Origin of the sequence: Microbacterium sp. SORGH_AS_0969 (assembly GCF_030818255.1) — a bacterium.
Classification (GTDB): Bacteria; Actinomycetota; Actinomycetes; order Actinomycetales; family Microbacteriaceae; genus Microbacterium.
Genome location: NZ_JAUTAG010000001.1, coordinates 3548870 through 3563526 on the forward strand (window position 1 = coordinate 3548870; position 14657 = coordinate 3563526).

Below are 14657 nucleotides of genomic sequence, written 5' to 3' on the forward strand. Positions count from 1 at the left end.
CACGCGCGGCCGCGCCGTGCGCGGCCTTCCGCAGCTCTCCACACGCTCGAAGGAGCAGCAGACAGAGCAGCGAAACAGAGCAGCGAAACAGAGCGGAGAAACAGCGCAGAGAAACAGAACGGCGAAACCACGCTCAAACGCTCCGTCAGCCCTCGACTGCCAGACTGATCCAGTGACCTGCCGCATCGCCACCGTCCAAATGGAGGCCGTTCCGAATGCCATCGACGGAAACGTCGCGCGCATCGCGCGCCTGGTCGAGGAGGCAGCGGCGGGAGGAGCCGACCTCGTGCTCTTCCCGGAAGCGGCCGTCACGGGTTATGACGACGGCACCTTCGCGCGACCACTGCCCGAGCTCGCCGATCCCACCTGGTGGGCTCGCCTTCAAGACGCCGTCGACCACGGCGGCGTCACCGCCATCGTCAACACCGCGATCCAGCGGGACGGATGCCGCTTCCTCGGCGACGTGATCCTGAGCCCGGGACGCGACCCGCTCCCCGCCTACGACAAGCAGCACCTGTACGACAGCGAGCGTTCCGTTTTCACGCCTGGCGCTCACGGCGCCTCCTTCACTCTCAAAGGCCTCCGGTTCGCGCTCTCCGTCTGTTATGACGCGAACTTCCCCGAGCACGCGGCCGCCGCGGCGCGAGCCGGCGCGCACGTGTACCTCAACAGCGGCGCCTACTTCCCCGGCGGTGAGCATCGCCGGGACCTCCACTACGCCGCGCGCGCCCTCGACAACGGCATGTACGTGGTCTTCAGCGGGCTCGTCGGCGCACCACACGACTTCATCGGTGGCGCCGCTGTCTTCGATCCGCTCGGTCGACGCATCACCGTCCCCGGTGAAGGCGAACACATCGCTTTCGCCGACCTCGATCCGGATGCCGTTGACGACGCGCGCCAGCACCAGCGCATGTGGGCGCAGCGTCGCGAGTCCCTCGGCGGCCATGAGCACGTGGGTTCGTTCGACAAGCCCGGCACCCGCCTCTGATCGCGAGCAACATCCGCACGAGGGGGCAAACACCCGCCCGACACGGTGCGGCGCCGTGCGCGTGGCCTTCGAGAGCATCCCTCACGCCCGAACAAGGTCGCCGAGCACCGCTCTCCCCCATGCCCACTCCCCGAGACCGCTCGCGGCGTTCAGGTGTCCGAGCGCACCGGCGTTCCGCAAGGTGCTCCCCCACCCGGAGGCGAGACCCTGCGCGACCTCCACCGAGCAGTACGGGTCGTCGGAACTCGCCACCACCGTGGTTGGACACGCCAGCGGCCGCACCGCGAGGCCGACGAAGCTCGGTGCCGCAGCTCGAGGAAAGGCATCGCCAGTCGGATCCGGAGGCGCCACGAGCAGCATCCCCGTCACCGGCGCGCGTTCGACCTGCTCGACTCGCTCGGGCTGCCTCTGGTCCCCGGTCCGCGCGTCCCACTCGGTCGCCGCCCAACACCCCAGACTGTGCGCGACGACGATCACCCGATCGGTCTGTCGCGCGAGGTCGGTCACGCATCGATCCACCGCGTCGACCCAGTCGTCGAGGTCGGGCTCATCCCACGATCGGGGCTCTACTCGCCGCGCATCACGGCCCCAACGCCGCTCCCAGTGCGTCTGCCAATGCTGCTCGCCTGACCCCCCGATGCCGGGAACGATCACATACGCCACCATCGACGACCACCTCTCGACTCTTGCGTCTTCAGTCGCGCTCTCCGTGAGCGCGCGACGCCGCTTCGGCGAGCATGATGGACTCACTCGCTCCGCGCATTTCGCGCGAGCGATCCATAAGCAAAGGGAACGGAACACGATGGAACCACTCGACGCGATCGACCGGCGCATCCTCGAACTCCTGCAGCACGACGGTCGACTGTCGGGTGCCGAGGTGGGGCGGAGAGTCGGCCTGTCGCAGCCCGCCGCGAGCGCGCGCATCCTGCGGCTCGAGCGCGCGGGCGTCATCGCCGGCTACCGCGCGGTGATCGACCCGGCCGCGGTGGGACTCGTCATCCACGCCGTCATCCGACTGCGCACGACCCACGCGCAGCTCTCGCCGGCCCGCGAGCTCGCCGAACGCCTCCCGGAGGTCACGGCGATGGTCCGCGTGACGGGCGAGGACTGTCTCCTCTTCGACGTCAACTGCCCCGATGCCGCGCGGCTGGAGAAGGTGGTCGACGCGCTGGCGCGATTCGGCCCGGTGACGACGTCGCTCGTGCTCAGCACCTACCCACCGAAGCCGCTGCTTCCCTCGCAGCGCGGGTGATCGAAGACCTTCGCGCACGCATCCCTTTCGAAGCCGCGGCTCCCCACCCCGCACGGCTGATCGAAGACCTTCGCGCACGCATCCCTTTCGAAGCCGCGGCTCCCCACCCCGCACGGCTGATCGAAGACCTTCGCGCACGCATCTCTTTCGAAGCCGCGGCTCCCCACCCCGCACGGCTGATCGACGACACCCGCACACCCCTACCCGCCCGGGCCACCCCCGCGCACACGCACCCGTCGCTGACAGCCCCCTCGAAACCAAAAGCCCCCATCCCGAAGGATGAGGGCTTTCGAAGCGAAACCGCTGAGGATCAACGACCGCCGAAGTTCTTGAAGCGCTGGTTGAACTTCTCGACACGACCGGCCGAGTCCATGATGCGCTGCTTGCCCGTGTAGAACGGGTGCGAAGCCGACGAGATTTCCACGTCGATGACGGGGTACTCCACGCCGTCCAGCTCGATCGTCTTGTCGCTCGAGACGGTCGAACGGGTGAGGAACGTGTCGCCCGAACCGAGGTCGCGGAACACGACGGCCTTGTACGTGGGGTGGATGTCAGTCTTCATGGGAGGTCCTTTGAGAAGTGGTGCCCTGGATTCTGCCAGGACGTCAAAGTCTGCGGCGCCGAAGGCACCAACAGGAGAGTCTACCAGGCGTGCGGAATGATTCGCGCGCAGTGATTCCCGCGCGACGTCAGACCGCGCGAGCGGCGTAGCGCCCCGCTTCGTGCGTGAGCGTGATCTCGAGGCCGAACGTCTTCGACAGGTTCTCGGCCGTGAGGGCCTCGCCGAGGGGCCCGGATGCCACGATCTCGCCGTCGCGGAGCAGGAGCACGTGCGTGAACCCGACGGGGATCTCCTCCACGTGGTGCGTCACCATCACCATGGCGGGCGTCGTGGGCGCCTGGGCGTACCCCGAGAGCAGCGCGAGCAGCTCTTCCCGGGCGCCGAGGTCGAGGCTGGCGGTGGGCTCGTCGAGCAGCAGCAGCTCGGGGTCGGTCATCACGGCCCGGGCGATCTGGACGCGCTTCTGCTCGCCGTCGCTCAGCGTGCCGAACGTGCGGTCCGCCAGGTGATCGAGTCGCCACTCCGCGAGCACGCGCAGCGCGCGACGCTCGTCGATGTCGTCGTACTGCTCGCGCCACCGACCCGTCACCGAGTACGCGGCGGTCAGCACGACGTCGAGCACCGTCTCCTCGGGCGGAACGCGTCGCGCCATCGCCGACGACGCGAAGCCGATACGCGGGCGCAGTTCGAAGACGTCGGTACGACCGAGCTGCTCGCCGAGGATCGTCACCGTGCCCGATGTGGGGTGCAGGAGGGTGTCCGCGAGCTGCAGAACCGTCGTCTTCCCCGCGCCGTTGGGGCCGAGCACGACCCAGCGCTCGTCATCGGCGACGCTCCAGTCGAGATGGGACACGATGTCCCGCGTGTTCCGGCGGACGACGACGTCGGAGAACTCGAGAACCTGGGGCATGGAACTAGCCTAGCCGCGACAAGACCGCGCCCCCGCGCGACGCGACGACCTGGGGAGAACCGCGCGACTACTTCCCCGAGACCTCCGCGTACAGAGCCGCCGTGGTCTGCGCGATCGCCGCCCAGCTGAAGTCGTCGATGGCGCGCTGACGACCGGCCTCACCGAAGGCGCGGGCCGTCTCGGCATCCGTCACGACCTCCGTCAGCACGCGGGCCAGGTCGGCGACGAAACGCTCGGGGTCGACGGGCGTCCCGGTGCCGTCCTGCACCTGCTCGATCGGCACGAGTCGTCCCGTGACGCCGTCGACGACGACCTCCGGGATGCCGCCGGTCGCCGTCCCCACGACCGCCGCGCCGCACGCCATCGCCTCGAGGTTGACGATGCCGAGCGGCTCGTACACCGACGGGCAGACGAACGTGGTCGCGGCGGTGAGGATCGCGCACAGCTCGTTGCGAGGGAGCAGACGATCGATCCAGACGACACCGTCACGCGTCGCCTGAAGCCCGCGGACCAGCTCTTCCACCTCGGCCATGATCTGCGGTGTGTCGGGCGCCCCCGCGCACAGGATCAGCTGCACGTCCGCCGGCAACAGCTCCGCCGCGCGGAGCAGGTAGGGCAGCCCCTTCTGGCGGGTGATGCGACCGACGAAAACCACCGACGGCCGCGACGGGTCGATGCCCACGGAGGCGAGGAAGGCGTCGTCCGACACTGGATGCCACGCCTCGGTGTCGATGCCGTTGTAGATCACGCGCACCTTGGCGGGATCCAGCGACGGGTAGCTGCGCAGGATGTCGTCGCGCATGCCCGAGCTCACCGCGACGACGGCTGCGGCGCCCTCGTAGGCCGTCTTCTCGATGTAGCTCGACACGGCATAGCCCCCGCCGAGCTGCTCCGCCTTCCAGGGGCGAAGCGGCTCGAGGCTGTGCGCGGTGACGACGTGCGGGATGCCGTGCAGAAGGGATGCCAGGTGCCCGGCGAAGTTCGCGTACCAGGTGTGCGAGTGCACGACGTCCGCGCCGGCGACGTCGGAGACGATCTCGAGGTCGGTGCCGAGCGTCTGGATCGCGCCGTTCGCGGAGGCGAGCTCTACGGGCACACCGTACGAGGTCGTGTCGGCTTCGTCACGCGCCGCACCGAACGCGCGGACCTGCACCTCGGTGCCCTCGGCGCGCAGTGCCTTGACCAGTTCGGTGGCGTGGACCCCGGCTCCCCCGTAGATCTCCGGCGGGTACTCCTTGGTCACGATGTCGACGCGCATGAGACGAACCGTAGTACAGCGAAAGGCACGCCGTGCACGTGTATCCGCGAGCCGCTACGACCCCTAGGGTGGTGCCATGCCTGCAGCGCCGAAGGTCTTCGGAATCATCCTCGCCGGCGGCGAGGGAAAGCGACTCATGCCCCTCACGGCCGATCGCGCGAAACCCGCCGTCCCGTTCGGCGGTCAGTACCGCCTGATCGACTTCGCGATCTCGAATCTCATCAACTCGGGCCTGCGTCAGCTCGTCGTGCTCACGCAGTACAAGTCGCACAGCCTCGATCGCCACATCTCGCAGACCTGGCGGATGTCGCCCATGCTCGGCTCGTACGTGGCATCCGTCCCCGCTCAGCAGCGCCTCGGCAAACGATGGTTCTCGGGCTCCGCCGACGCGATCCTCCAGTCGATGAACCTGATCCGCGACGAGAAGCCCGACATCGTCGTCGTCATCGGTGCCGACCACGTGTACCGCATGGACTTCAACCAGATGCTCGACGCGCACATCGCCTCGGACGCACGTGCCACCGTCGCCGGCATCCGCCAGCCCATTTCGCTGGCGAACCAGTTCGGCGTCATCGACACCGACCCCACCGACCCGACGAAGATCCGCGAGTTCCTCGAGAAGCCCCAGAGCCCGGCCGGCCTGGTCGACTCGCCGCACGAGGTGCTCGCCTCGATGGGCAACTACATCTTCGACGCCGACGCCCTCGTCGAGGCCGTCACTCACGACGGAGAGCTGCCGACCTCGGCGCACGACATGGGCGGCGACATCGTGCCCTACTTCGTCAATCGGGGCGAGGCGGCGGTGTACGACTTCCAGCGCAACGACGTTCCCGGCTCCACTCCGCGCGACCGGTCGTACTGGCGCGACGTGGGCACGATCGAGTCGTTCTACGACGCCCACATGGACCTGATCTCGACGCTGCCGGTCTTCAACCTGTACAACAACGACTGGCCGATCTACTCGCAGATCGTCAACGCGCCGCCCGCGAAGTTCGTGCGCGACTCGGTGGGTCGCATCGGCAACGCGATCGACTCCATCGTCTCCCTCGGCTCGGTCCTGTCGGGGACCCACCTCGAACGCAGCGTCGTGGGCCCCTGGGCCCTCGCCGGCGGCGGATCGACGATCACGGACTCGGTGCTGTTCGACGGCGTCCGGGTCGGGGCGGGAGCGCGCATCCACCGCGCCATCCTCGACAAGAACGTCGTCCTCGAACCCGGCGCGACCATCGGCGTCGACCGCGAGCGCGACATCGCGCGCGGCTTCACCGTCACCGAGACGGGCATCACCGTCGTCGGCAAGGACGTGCACGTCCACGCGTGAACCCGGATTCCGGATGCCAGAGGGGGCGGTGACCATCACGGTCACCGCCCCTTCCGTCTTCCTGTCTTCCTGCTTGTCAGACCCCGACGCGCTGGAAAGCGTCGCGCGAGATCCCCTTCTCGAGGACGACCTTCGACCACTCGCGCGCGCTGTGCAGGCTGTGGTCGCGGTAGTTGCCGCAGCTGAAGGCGTCGGTTCCGGGAACGTCGTCCCAGGTGACGTCCTCGGCGATCGCGCGGAGGGAGTCGGTGATTGCGTCGACCAACGTGGCGACCTCGGGCTCGCCCCACATGATGACGTGGAAACCGGTCCGGCATCCGAAGGGCGAGATGTCGATCAGCCCGTCGATGCGGTCGCGCACGAGGCTCGCGAGAAGGTGCTCGATCGTATGCAGACCCGCCGTGGGGATCTCTCCCTCGTTGGGCTGGACGAGGCGCAGATCGAAGTTCGTGATGACGTCGCCGCGGGGGCCCGTCTCGGTGCCGATTCGGCGCACGTAGGGGGCCAGCACGGCGGTGTGGTCCAGGGTGAAGCTCTCGACGTCGGCCATGGGTGTGGTCCCTTCAGTGGAGTCGGCGGTACCCGAAGAGCCTACGCGCGGCGGGTCGGCGCGAAGCTCCGCATGACGCCGCGCGACAGGCACGCGACCCGCTAGCGTGGATCGCGTGCCAGCGCCCGCCCGTTTCCTCGTCGTGCTCGATGCCGACTCCACACTGATCCGCAACGAGGTCATCGAATTGCTCGCCGACGAAGCGGGTCGAGGACCCGAGGTCGCCGCTGCCACGGAGGCCGCGATGCGCGGCGAGGTCGACTTCGCGACCAGCCTGCGCTCCCGGGTGAAGGCCCTCGCCGGGGTGCCCACCGAGGCGTTCGCCCGGGCGATCGCGCGCATCGAGCCGACCCCCGGGGTGCGCGACCTCGTCGCCGCCGTGCACGATCGCGGCGGCGTCGTGGGCGTCGTGTCGGGCGGGTTCCACGAGGTCCTCGACACCGTCGCCCCCGATCTCGGCGTCGACGCCTGGCGCGCCAACCGGCTCGTCGCCGTCGACGACGTGCTCACCGGCGACGTCGACGGGAAGATCGTGGATGCCACGGCCAAGGCCGACACTCTCCGGTCGTGGGCCGCGGAGCACGGCGTCCCCCTCTCGGCAACCTTCGCGATCGGCGACGGCGCCAACGACCTCGAGATGATGGCGGTCGCGGGCCTCGGACTCGCGTTCAACGCCAAGCCCGCCGTCCGCGAGCGGGCGGATCTCGTGATCGGTCCGGTCGACCTGTCCCAGGTCATCGCGCTGCTCCCCCGCTGAAGGTCCCTGAGCCCGCCGAAGGGACCACCCTCGACCCCACGGCTCCGACAGGTCCCTGAGCCTGTCGAAGGGACCCTCGACCCGACCCTCGCGAATGCCGGAGCCCCGTCCTACCCTCGACGCATGAAGGCCATCCTCGTTCCCGGTCTCTGGCTCACGGCGTCATCGTGGGACGCGGTTGTCCCCGCCCTGCTCGCCGCCGGGCATCATCCCGAACCGCTGAGCATGCCGGGCATCGGCGTTCCCGCGGCCGGCTCCGCGCAGGTCGGCATCGCGGACTGGATCGCCGAGGTCATCCGCGTCATCGACCGCGACGACGAGCCCGTCGTACTGATCGGCCATTCCGGCGGAGCCAACGTCGTCTGGGGTGCCGCCGACGCGCGACCCGACCGCGTCGCGCGGGTCGTCTTCGTCGACGCCGTTCCTCCCCTCGACGGAGCGGGCATCTGGGAGTTCCCGATCGTCGACGGCGTGGTCCCGTTCCCCGGGTGGGACTCCTTCGACGACGAGGAGGTCGCCGACCTCGACGCGCCCACGCGTCAGCGGGTCGAGGAGCAGGTCACCTGGATCCCCGCGCGGATCCCCACCGATCCGATCTCGCTGGGCGACGACCGCCGCCACGGCATCCCGATCACGGTGATCACGTGCCTCATGCCGTCCACTGACGTGCGGAGCATGATCGACGGCGGTGCGCCCTGGGTCGGCGAGCTCGCCGCGGCGGACGAGCTCGAGATCGTCGATCTACCCGGAGGACACTGGCCGCAGTTCGCTCAGCCCGAGGCTCTCGGGAAGGCGCTCGTCGCGGCGATCCGGTCCGAGCCGGTCGCCGAGAACTGAGCGTTCGTCTCGACGGGGCGCTCAGTGCCCCATGCCGAGGCCACCGTCGACCGGGATCACGGCGCCCGAGATGTATGCCGCGTCATCGCCCGCGAGCCACGTCACGACACCCGCGACCTCGTCAGGCGAGGCGAAGCGCCCCGCCGGGATGTTCTTCTTGTACTCGGCCTGCGTGTCGGCGGGAAGCTCGGCCGTCATGTCGGTCTCGATGAAGCCCGGCGCGACCACGTTGGCGGTGATCCCGCGGCCACCCAGCTCGCGGGTGAGCGAGCGGGCAAACCCGACCAGGGCGCTCTTCGACGCGGCGTAGTTGATCTGTCCCGCCGAGCCATACAGGCCGACGACGCTCGAGATGAGGATGACGCGACCCCAGCGCGCCTTGAGCATGCCCTTCGACGCACGCTTGACGACGCGGAACGCGCCGCCGAGGTTCGTGTTCACGACGCTGTCGAAGTCGTCCTCGCTCATGCGCAGCAGCAGGGTGTCCTTCGTGACGCCGGCGTTGGCCACGACGACCGCGATCGGGCCGAGCTCGGCCTCGACCTGGGTGAACGCGGCGTCGACCGCTGCGGCGTCCGTCACGTCTGCGCGGACGGTCAGCGTGCCCGCGGGGCCCTCGCCCGAACGTGCCGTCACGGCGACGCGCCACCCCTCGGCGACGAACCGCTCGGCGATGGCGCGCCCGATGCCGCGGTTTCCTCCGGTGACGACGACGACGCGGTCCTGCGACATGTGAACTCCTGCGATACGGCGGAATGGAACCGGCCCAGCCTATCCGCGCTCGCCCTGCAGCCGTGGCCTCGCACGCCTTCGCACGCCCTCGAACGGCTTCGCACCGTGCCACGCGAGGTTTGACACGACCCTCGCGGCGCTGGAAACCTGGAGCGGCGCGGGCAGACCACCGGGCGAGAAGAGGGAACGCCGTGAGCGACAACAGCACCCAGGACCCGAACACCGGCGAGACGGGCGCGACGTCGGGAATCGACGCTCCCTCCACCCCCGAGGCCTCCCCGAGCTCGACCAGCACGGACACGCCGCAGCCGGACGCATCGAGCACCTCCGCCTCGAACGCGGATGCCGCCGCGGCGGGCACCTCCACCGCGCCGCCGCTCCCGCCCGCGTACGGCGCTCCGACACCCGGCGACGCCGCCGCGACGCCCGCGCCCCCGCGCATATCCGGCGCCCGCGACCGACGCCCCTCCCGCATCCGGTTCGACCGGTTACGGGGCCCCCGCGACCGACGCCCCTCCCGCATCCGGTTCGACCGGTTACGGGGCCCCCGCGACCGACGCCGCGCCCGCCTACGGAGCGACGCCCTACGGAACCCAGGGATACCCGGCTCCCGCCTACGGGACGGCCGCCTACGGGGCGCAGGGCTACGCCGGCTACGGCACCCAGGGGTACGGCTCGTACGCGGCGACCGCGCGGACGAATGTCCTCGCGATCATCTCGCTCGTGGCATCCATCGCCGGTTTCGTCATGCTGCCGTTCGTCGGTCCGCTCGTCGGCGTCATCACCGGACACATCGGACTCGCTCAGATCAAGCGCAGCGGCGAGAAGGGGCGCGGCCTCGCTCTGACGGGTGTGATCCTCGGGTGGGTGAACATCGCGCTGATCGTGATCTCCATCGCTCTTTTCTTCACCTTCTTTCTCGCGACCAGCTCGAGCTACCGTTACTGAACGGTCAGCGTTCCTCAACGGTCCGCACTGTGCGCGAACGGGCGTACCCTGGGGGGACCGTGAAGACATCGTCCCGTGCCCAATCCGCGACGTCTCTCCCGCAGGCCCCGCGGGAAGACGCCGGCTCCCGTTTCACCAAGTACATGGTGATGATGGGGATCCGTATCGCGTGCTTCGTGCTCATGGCCGTGGTGCAGCCCTACGGGTGGTACACCTTCGTCTTCGCCGCGGGGGCGATCTTCCTCCCCTACCTCGCCGTGATCGTGGCGAACGTGGGCGCCGACGTGGGTGCACGTGCGGCCGAGGCACCCGAGCGGTCTCTCGAGGCGTCCGCCCCGGCTGCGCCGACGCCAGCGCCGGCCGCCCCCACCGTGATCCGTATCGCCGAGACGTCGCGACTCGACGCCGCTCGCGACGACCGCTCGTGACCGCCGAGGCCGCGGAGTGCTCGCGAGCCGGATGCCGAGACACCGCCGTGTGGGCGATCCTCTGGCGCAATCCGCGCATCCACACCGCCGAGCGCCGTAAGACGTGGGTGGCGTGCGAAGCGCACGTGTCGTATCTCCGCGAGTTCTTGAGCGCGCGCGACTTCCCCGTTGAGGTGCAGGCTCTGTCCGCGGTCGCCCGAGCAGGCGAGGCCCTGTGAGCGCGCGCGAGATGCCCACGGGTGCACGCTGGGCGATGTACGTCGGCATCGCGATCCTCTTCGCGATCGCGTGTGCGTACCTGTCGAACTGGCAGTTCTCGCGCAACGCCGAGCGCAGCGAGCAGCTGCAGCTCGTCACCGACAATTACGACGCGACACCGGTCGCGCTGGGTGATCTCCTCGCTCCCGGCGCCGACCTGGCGCCCTCCGACGAGTGGCGACCGGTCCGGCTCGAGGGCCAGTACCTCGCCGACGAGCAGTTGCTGGTGCGCAACCGGGCGCACAACGGCTCCGCCGCCTACGAGCAGCTCGTGCCGTTCCGCCTCACCGACGGCCGCGTCTTCCTCATCGACCGCGGCTGGCTCCCGCCGGGCAACAGCCAGTCGCTCCCCGACGACATCCCCGCTCCCCCCTTGGGCACCGTGACCGTCGAAGCGCGGTTGCGTCCCGGCGAGGCCGCGCCGACCTCGGGACGTACCGCTGAGGCGGGTCAGGTGCCGACGATCAATCTCGGCCTCGTCGCCGAGCAGACGGGTCCCATCGAACCCGGCGCCTACGGACTGCTCATGTCGGAGGACCCGGCTCCCGCCGACGCCCCGGCGCCCGTCGACCCGCCGAGCGACGACCCCGGTCCGTACCTGTCGTACGCGATCCAGTGGATCCTGTTCGCTCTCATGGGCTTCGGCTTCATCACCTACGTGATCGTCAGCGAGCGCAAGCTCCGCCGCGAGGAAGCCGACGACGATGACGACGAGCTCGCACCAGTCGCGCTGCCCGCGAGCGAGAGCACCGAACCCCGCCGTCGCGTCGACCCGGTCGCCCTGCACCGCGCACGCAAGCGCCCGAAAGATCGCGACGCCGACGACGAGGACGCCCTTCTCGACGCGCGCTGAACGGGAACGGATGCCGAATTCTTGGCCTCCGTGGTCCGGTCAGGCCAGCGTGACCAGGCGAGCGTGATCAACCCGGCGTGCCCGTCCAGCGAGACCGATCCGACACGCCAGGCCTGCGCGAGCAGGCCGGCGTCAAGCCAGCGTGATCAGATCCGCGTAGTCACGACCCCAGATGTCCTCGACACCGTCGGGGAGGATCAGCACGCGCTCGGGGTTGAGCGCCTCGACGGCGCCCTCGTCGTGCGAGACGAGCACCACGGCGCCCTCGTAGTGCGCGAGCGCGCCGAGGATCTCTTCGCGCGAGGCGGGGTCGAGGTTGTTCGTCGGCTCGTCGAGCAGCAGCATGTTCGCCGACGACACGACGAGCGTGGCGAGCGACAGACGCGTCTTCTCGCCACCCGAGAGGACACCGGCGGGCTTGAGCACATCGTCGCCGACGAAGAGGAACGATCCGAGCACCTTCCGGGCCTCGGTCGCCGTGATGTGTGGGGCCGACGACATCATGTTCTCGAGCACCGAGCGGTTGACGTCGAGGTTCTCGTGCTCCTGGGCGTAGTAGCCGATCTTCAGGCCGTGGCCGGGCTCGAGCTGACCCGTGTCGGGCTGGTCGACGCCGGCGAGGATGCGCAACAGCGTCGTTTTACCGGCACCGTTGAGGCCCAGGATCACCACGCGCGAGCCACGGTCGATCGCGAGGTCGACGTCGGTGAAGATCTCCAGCGAGCCGTACGACTTCGACAGTCCTGACGCCATGAGCGGCGTCTTGCCGCAGGGCGCGGGCTTGGGGAACCGGAGCTTCGCGACCCGCTCGTCCTGGCGCACCTCGTCGAGGCCGGACAGCATCTTCTCGGCGCGCGCGACCATCTGGTGAGCGGCGGCGGCCTTCGAGGCCTTGGCGCCGAACCGCGCCGCCTGCAGCTGCAGGGCGGTGGCCTTCTTCTCGACGTTGACGCGCTCCTTCTTGCGGCGCTCCTCGTCGGCCACCCGCTGGCGCAGGTAGTTCTTCCAGTTCATGTTGTAGACGTCGATGACCTGGCGATTGGCATCCAGGTAGAAGACCCGGTTCACGGTCTCGCCGACGAGCTCGACGTCGTGCGAGATCACGATGAGCCCGCCCTTGTAGCCCTTGAGGAATTCGCGCAGCCACACGACGCTGTCGGCGTCGAGGTGGTTGGTCGGCTCGTCGAGGATCATCGTCTGCGCGTCGGAGAAGAGGATGCGCGCGAGCTCGATACGGCGGCGCTGCCCACCCGAGAGGGTCTTCAGCGGCTGGTCGAGGATGCGGTCGGGCAACGAGAGGTTATGGGCGATGGATGCCGCCTCGGCCTCGGCCGCATAGCCGCCCGCCGCCTCGAACCGCTCGGTGAGGTTGCCGTACTTCTTCATCGCCTTCGCCGCGACGGCCGGGTCGTCGTCGCCCATCGCCATCGACGCCTCATGCATACCGAGGGCGAGCGAGCCGAGCCCGCGCGCGTCGAGGATGCGCGTACGCGCGAGCATCTCGGGGTCGCCGGAGCGGGGGTCCTGCGGGAGGTAGCCGAGCTCGCCCGAGCGGTCGACGCCGCCGTTCGAGGGCAGGAGATCGCCCGCCAGCACCTTGGTCAGGGTGGTCTTTCCCGCACCGTTGCGCCCGACGAGTCCGATCTTGTCGCCATCGGAGACGCGGAACGACACGTCGGACATGAGCACGCGGGCGCCCACGCGGATCTCGAGGTCGTGCACGGCAAGCACAGCGAACGTCCGTTCTTCGGGGTCGGGGATCGGCCAGAGAAAGGCCAGCCACCCAGTATACGGCCGGGTCGCCGAACGTCCCCCGACAACGAGCGGGGCCGCCCCGAGCCTCGATACCTCGGCGTCGAGACGATGGCCCGGGTTCTCGGCATCCGGGTTTGCGTTGACACCCGAAGCCTGACCTAAACTAAGCCAATCCTTACCTAACACGCAGGAGGCTCTTCGTGTCCCGATTCCGCGCTCTGGCGGCTCTCGCCGTCGGTTCCGCCCTCGTCCTCTCCGGCTGCGCCGGCACCACGGCCGCCCCCGGCTCCTCGGAGGGATCCACCGGGGCGGACGGCGCCTTCCCCGTGACCCTCAGCAACGTGTTCGGTGAGGCGACCATCTCCGCCAAGCCCGAGCGGGTCGTCACCGTCGACTGGGGCAACCAGGACGTCGCTCTGGCGCTCGGTGTCGTTCCGGTCGCCATGCCGAAGGTGACCTACGCGGACGAGGACGGCGACGGCCTGCTGCCCTGGACGAAGGACAAGCTCGCCGAGCTCGGCGCCGAGACCCCGGTGCTCATGGACGAGACCAACGGCTACGACTACGAGGCCATCGCCGACGCGCAGCCCGATGTCATCCTCGCCGCGTACTCCGGCATGACGCAGGAGCAGTACGACACACTCAGCAAGATCGCGCCGGTCGTGACCTTCCAGAATGTCGCGTGGGGCACCACCTGGCAGGACATGACCATCCTGGACGGCACCGCGCTCGGCCTGAAGGACGAGGCCGAGGCACTCGTCGCCGACAAGGAGAAGCACATCACCGACGAAGCGGCGAAATATCCCGCCATCGCCGACAAGAAGTCGCTCCTCACGTACTACGACCCGACCAACCTGTCGACGCTCGGCTTCTACAACACGCTGGACCCGCGCATGGGCTACCTCGAGGAGCTCGGGCTCGCGCCGTCCTCCTACGTCGCCTCGCAGTCGGCGGCATCGGACACCTTCTGGTTCACCCCCTCCACCGAGCAGATCGAGAACTTCGCCGACGTCCAGGTCATGGTGGCCTACGGAGCCGACGGCATGATCGCCGCGATGCAGGCCGACCCGCTACTGTCGAAGATCCCGGCCGTGGCGAACGGGGCGATCGCTGTGATCGAGAGCGGCTCGACCCTCTCGTCGGCCATCACCCCGACGCCGCTCAACATCGGCACGAGCTACGGCGATGAGTACATCGGCCTCGTCGGGGCCGCCGCGGAGAAGGCCGCGTCCTGATGCGGCTCACCCG

At 69.3% G+C, this 14657-nt stretch carries 17 protein-coding genes; 10 read left to right on the plus strand and 7 right to left on the minus strand.

Annotated features, from left to right (window positions below):
- Positions 1 to 172 precede the first annotated feature (172 nt).
- Entirely contained in the window at positions 173 to 988 is an 816-nt protein-coding gene (locus QE388_RS16615) for a carbon-nitrogen hydrolase family protein (RefSeq protein WP_307386563.1), read from the plus strand.
- A gap of 81 nt (positions 989 to 1069) precedes the next feature.
- Here the strand turns inward: QE388_RS16615 and QE388_RS16620 are convergent, their stop codons facing one another.
- A complete protein-coding gene (locus QE388_RS16620) occupies positions 1070 to 1822 on the minus strand; it encodes an alpha/beta hydrolase (protein ID WP_307386565.1) in 753 nt (250 codons plus the stop codon).
- Between QE388_RS16620 and QE388_RS16625 the strand changes: the two genes are divergently transcribed.
- Positions 1791 to 2240 (plus strand): Lrp/AsnC family transcriptional regulator, encoded by a 450-nt coding sequence (locus QE388_RS16625; RefSeq protein ID WP_307386567.1) that lies wholly within the window; start codon positions 1791 to 1793, stop codon positions 2238 to 2240. The two genes, QE388_RS16620 and QE388_RS16625, sit on opposite strands and share 32 nt — an antisense overlap.
- Positions 2241 to 2550: 310 nt before the next feature.
- On the opposite strand, the gene QE388_RS16630 is transcribed toward QE388_RS16625, so the two are convergent.
- From QE388_RS16630 to glgA, 3 genes are all read right to left on the minus strand, one after another.
- Positions 2551 to 2802 carry a type B 50S ribosomal protein L31 gene (locus tag QE388_RS16630; RefSeq protein ID WP_013586710.1) on the minus strand — a complete coding sequence of 84 codons (252 nt, stop codon included), beginning with the start codon at positions 2800 to 2802 and terminating at the stop codon, positions 2551 to 2553.
- Positions 2803 to 2929: 127 nt separating this feature from the next.
- The gene (locus QE388_RS16635) at positions 2930 to 3712 is read right to left on the minus strand and encodes an ABC transporter ATP-binding protein (protein ID WP_058598059.1); all 783 of its coding nucleotides are present in this window, start codon (positions 3710 to 3712) and stop codon (positions 2930 to 2932) included.
- Between the two features lie 67 nt (positions 3713 to 3779).
- The gene (gene glgA, locus QE388_RS16640) at positions 3780 to 4970 is read right to left on the minus strand and encodes a glycogen synthase (RefSeq protein ID WP_275800202.1); all 1191 of its coding nucleotides are present in this window, start codon (positions 4968 to 4970) and stop codon (positions 3780 to 3782) included.
- Between the two features lie 76 nt (positions 4971 to 5046).
- On the opposite strand from glgA, the gene glgC reads away from it, so the two are divergent.
- Complete coding sequence (gene glgC, locus QE388_RS16645; RefSeq protein WP_275800204.1) at positions 5047 to 6291, plus strand: glucose-1-phosphate adenylyltransferase; 1245 nt, start codon at positions 5047 to 5049, stop codon at positions 6289 to 6291.
- A 76-nt stretch (positions 6292 to 6367) separates the two neighbouring features.
- Here the strand turns inward: glgC and QE388_RS16650 are convergent, their stop codons facing one another.
- Positions 6368 to 6841: an S-ribosylhomocysteine lyase gene (locus tag QE388_RS16650; RefSeq protein WP_275799358.1), complete on the minus strand. Its 474-nt coding sequence runs from the start codon at positions 6839 to 6841 to the stop codon at positions 6368 to 6370.
- 115 nt (positions 6842 to 6956) lie between these two features.
- Here QE388_RS16650 and serB point away from each other — a divergent pair, with 115 nt between their 5' ends.
- Both serB and QE388_RS16660 read left to right on the plus strand, forming a co-directional pair.
- The gene (serB, locus tag QE388_RS16655) at positions 6957 to 7598 is read left to right on the plus strand and encodes a phosphoserine phosphatase SerB (protein ID WP_307386571.1); all 642 of its coding nucleotides are present in this window, start codon (positions 6957 to 6959) and stop codon (positions 7596 to 7598) included.
- A 123-nt stretch (positions 7599 to 7721) separates the two neighbouring features.
- A complete protein-coding gene (locus QE388_RS16660; RefSeq protein ID WP_307386573.1) occupies positions 7722 to 8435 on the plus strand; it encodes an alpha/beta fold hydrolase in 714 nt (237 codons plus the stop codon).
- A 21-nt stretch (positions 8436 to 8456) separates the two neighbouring features.
- Here QE388_RS16660 and fabG read toward each other — a convergent pair whose 3' ends face one another.
- Positions 8457 to 9167 carry a 3-oxoacyl-ACP reductase FabG gene (gene fabG, locus QE388_RS16665; RefSeq protein ID WP_275799361.1) on the minus strand — a complete coding sequence of 237 codons (711 nt, stop codon included), beginning with the start codon at positions 9165 to 9167 and terminating at the stop codon, positions 8457 to 8459.
- Positions 9168 to 9509: 342 nt separating this feature from the next.
- Between fabG and QE388_RS16670 the strand changes: the two genes are divergently transcribed.
- Genes QE388_RS16670 through QE388_RS16685 form a run of 4 tightly spaced genes read left to right on the plus strand, consistent with a single transcriptional unit; the run spans position 9510 to position 11654 of the window.
- Positions 9510 to 10115: a DUF4190 domain-containing protein gene (locus tag QE388_RS16670; RefSeq protein WP_307386575.1), complete on the plus strand. Its 606-nt coding sequence runs from the start codon at positions 9510 to 9512 to the stop codon at positions 10113 to 10115.
- Between the two features lie 59 nt (positions 10116 to 10174).
- The gene (locus QE388_RS16675; RefSeq protein ID WP_275799363.1) at positions 10175 to 10543 is read left to right on the plus strand and encodes a DUF3099 domain-containing protein; all 369 of its coding nucleotides are present in this window, start codon (positions 10175 to 10177) and stop codon (positions 10541 to 10543) included.
- On the plus strand, positions 10540 to 10761 hold the full coding sequence (locus QE388_RS16680; RefSeq protein ID WP_275799364.1) for a hypothetical protein: 222 nt from the start codon (positions 10540 to 10542) through the stop codon (positions 10759 to 10761). Before QE388_RS16675 ends, QE388_RS16680 begins: the two co-directional genes overlap by 4 nt.
- Before the next feature lie 11 nt (positions 10762 to 10772).
- Positions 10773 to 11654: an SURF1 family protein gene (locus QE388_RS16685; protein ID WP_307387166.1), complete on the plus strand. Its 882-nt coding sequence runs from the start codon at positions 10773 to 10775 to the stop codon at positions 11652 to 11654.
- A gap of 132 nt (positions 11655 to 11786) precedes the next feature.
- Here QE388_RS16685 and QE388_RS16690 read toward each other — a convergent pair whose 3' ends face one another.
- Positions 11787 to 13385 (minus strand): ABC-F family ATP-binding cassette domain-containing protein, encoded by a 1599-nt coding sequence (locus tag QE388_RS16690; protein ID WP_307386576.1) that lies wholly within the window; start codon positions 13383 to 13385, stop codon positions 11787 to 11789.
- A 224-nt stretch (positions 13386 to 13609) separates the two neighbouring features.
- Between QE388_RS16690 and QE388_RS16695 the strand changes: the two genes are divergently transcribed.
- On the plus strand, positions 13610 to 14644 hold the full coding sequence (locus tag QE388_RS16695) for an iron-siderophore ABC transporter substrate-binding protein (RefSeq protein ID WP_307386578.1): 1035 nt from the start codon (positions 13610 to 13612) through the stop codon (positions 14642 to 14644).
- Positions 14645 to 14657: the final 13 nt, after the last annotated feature.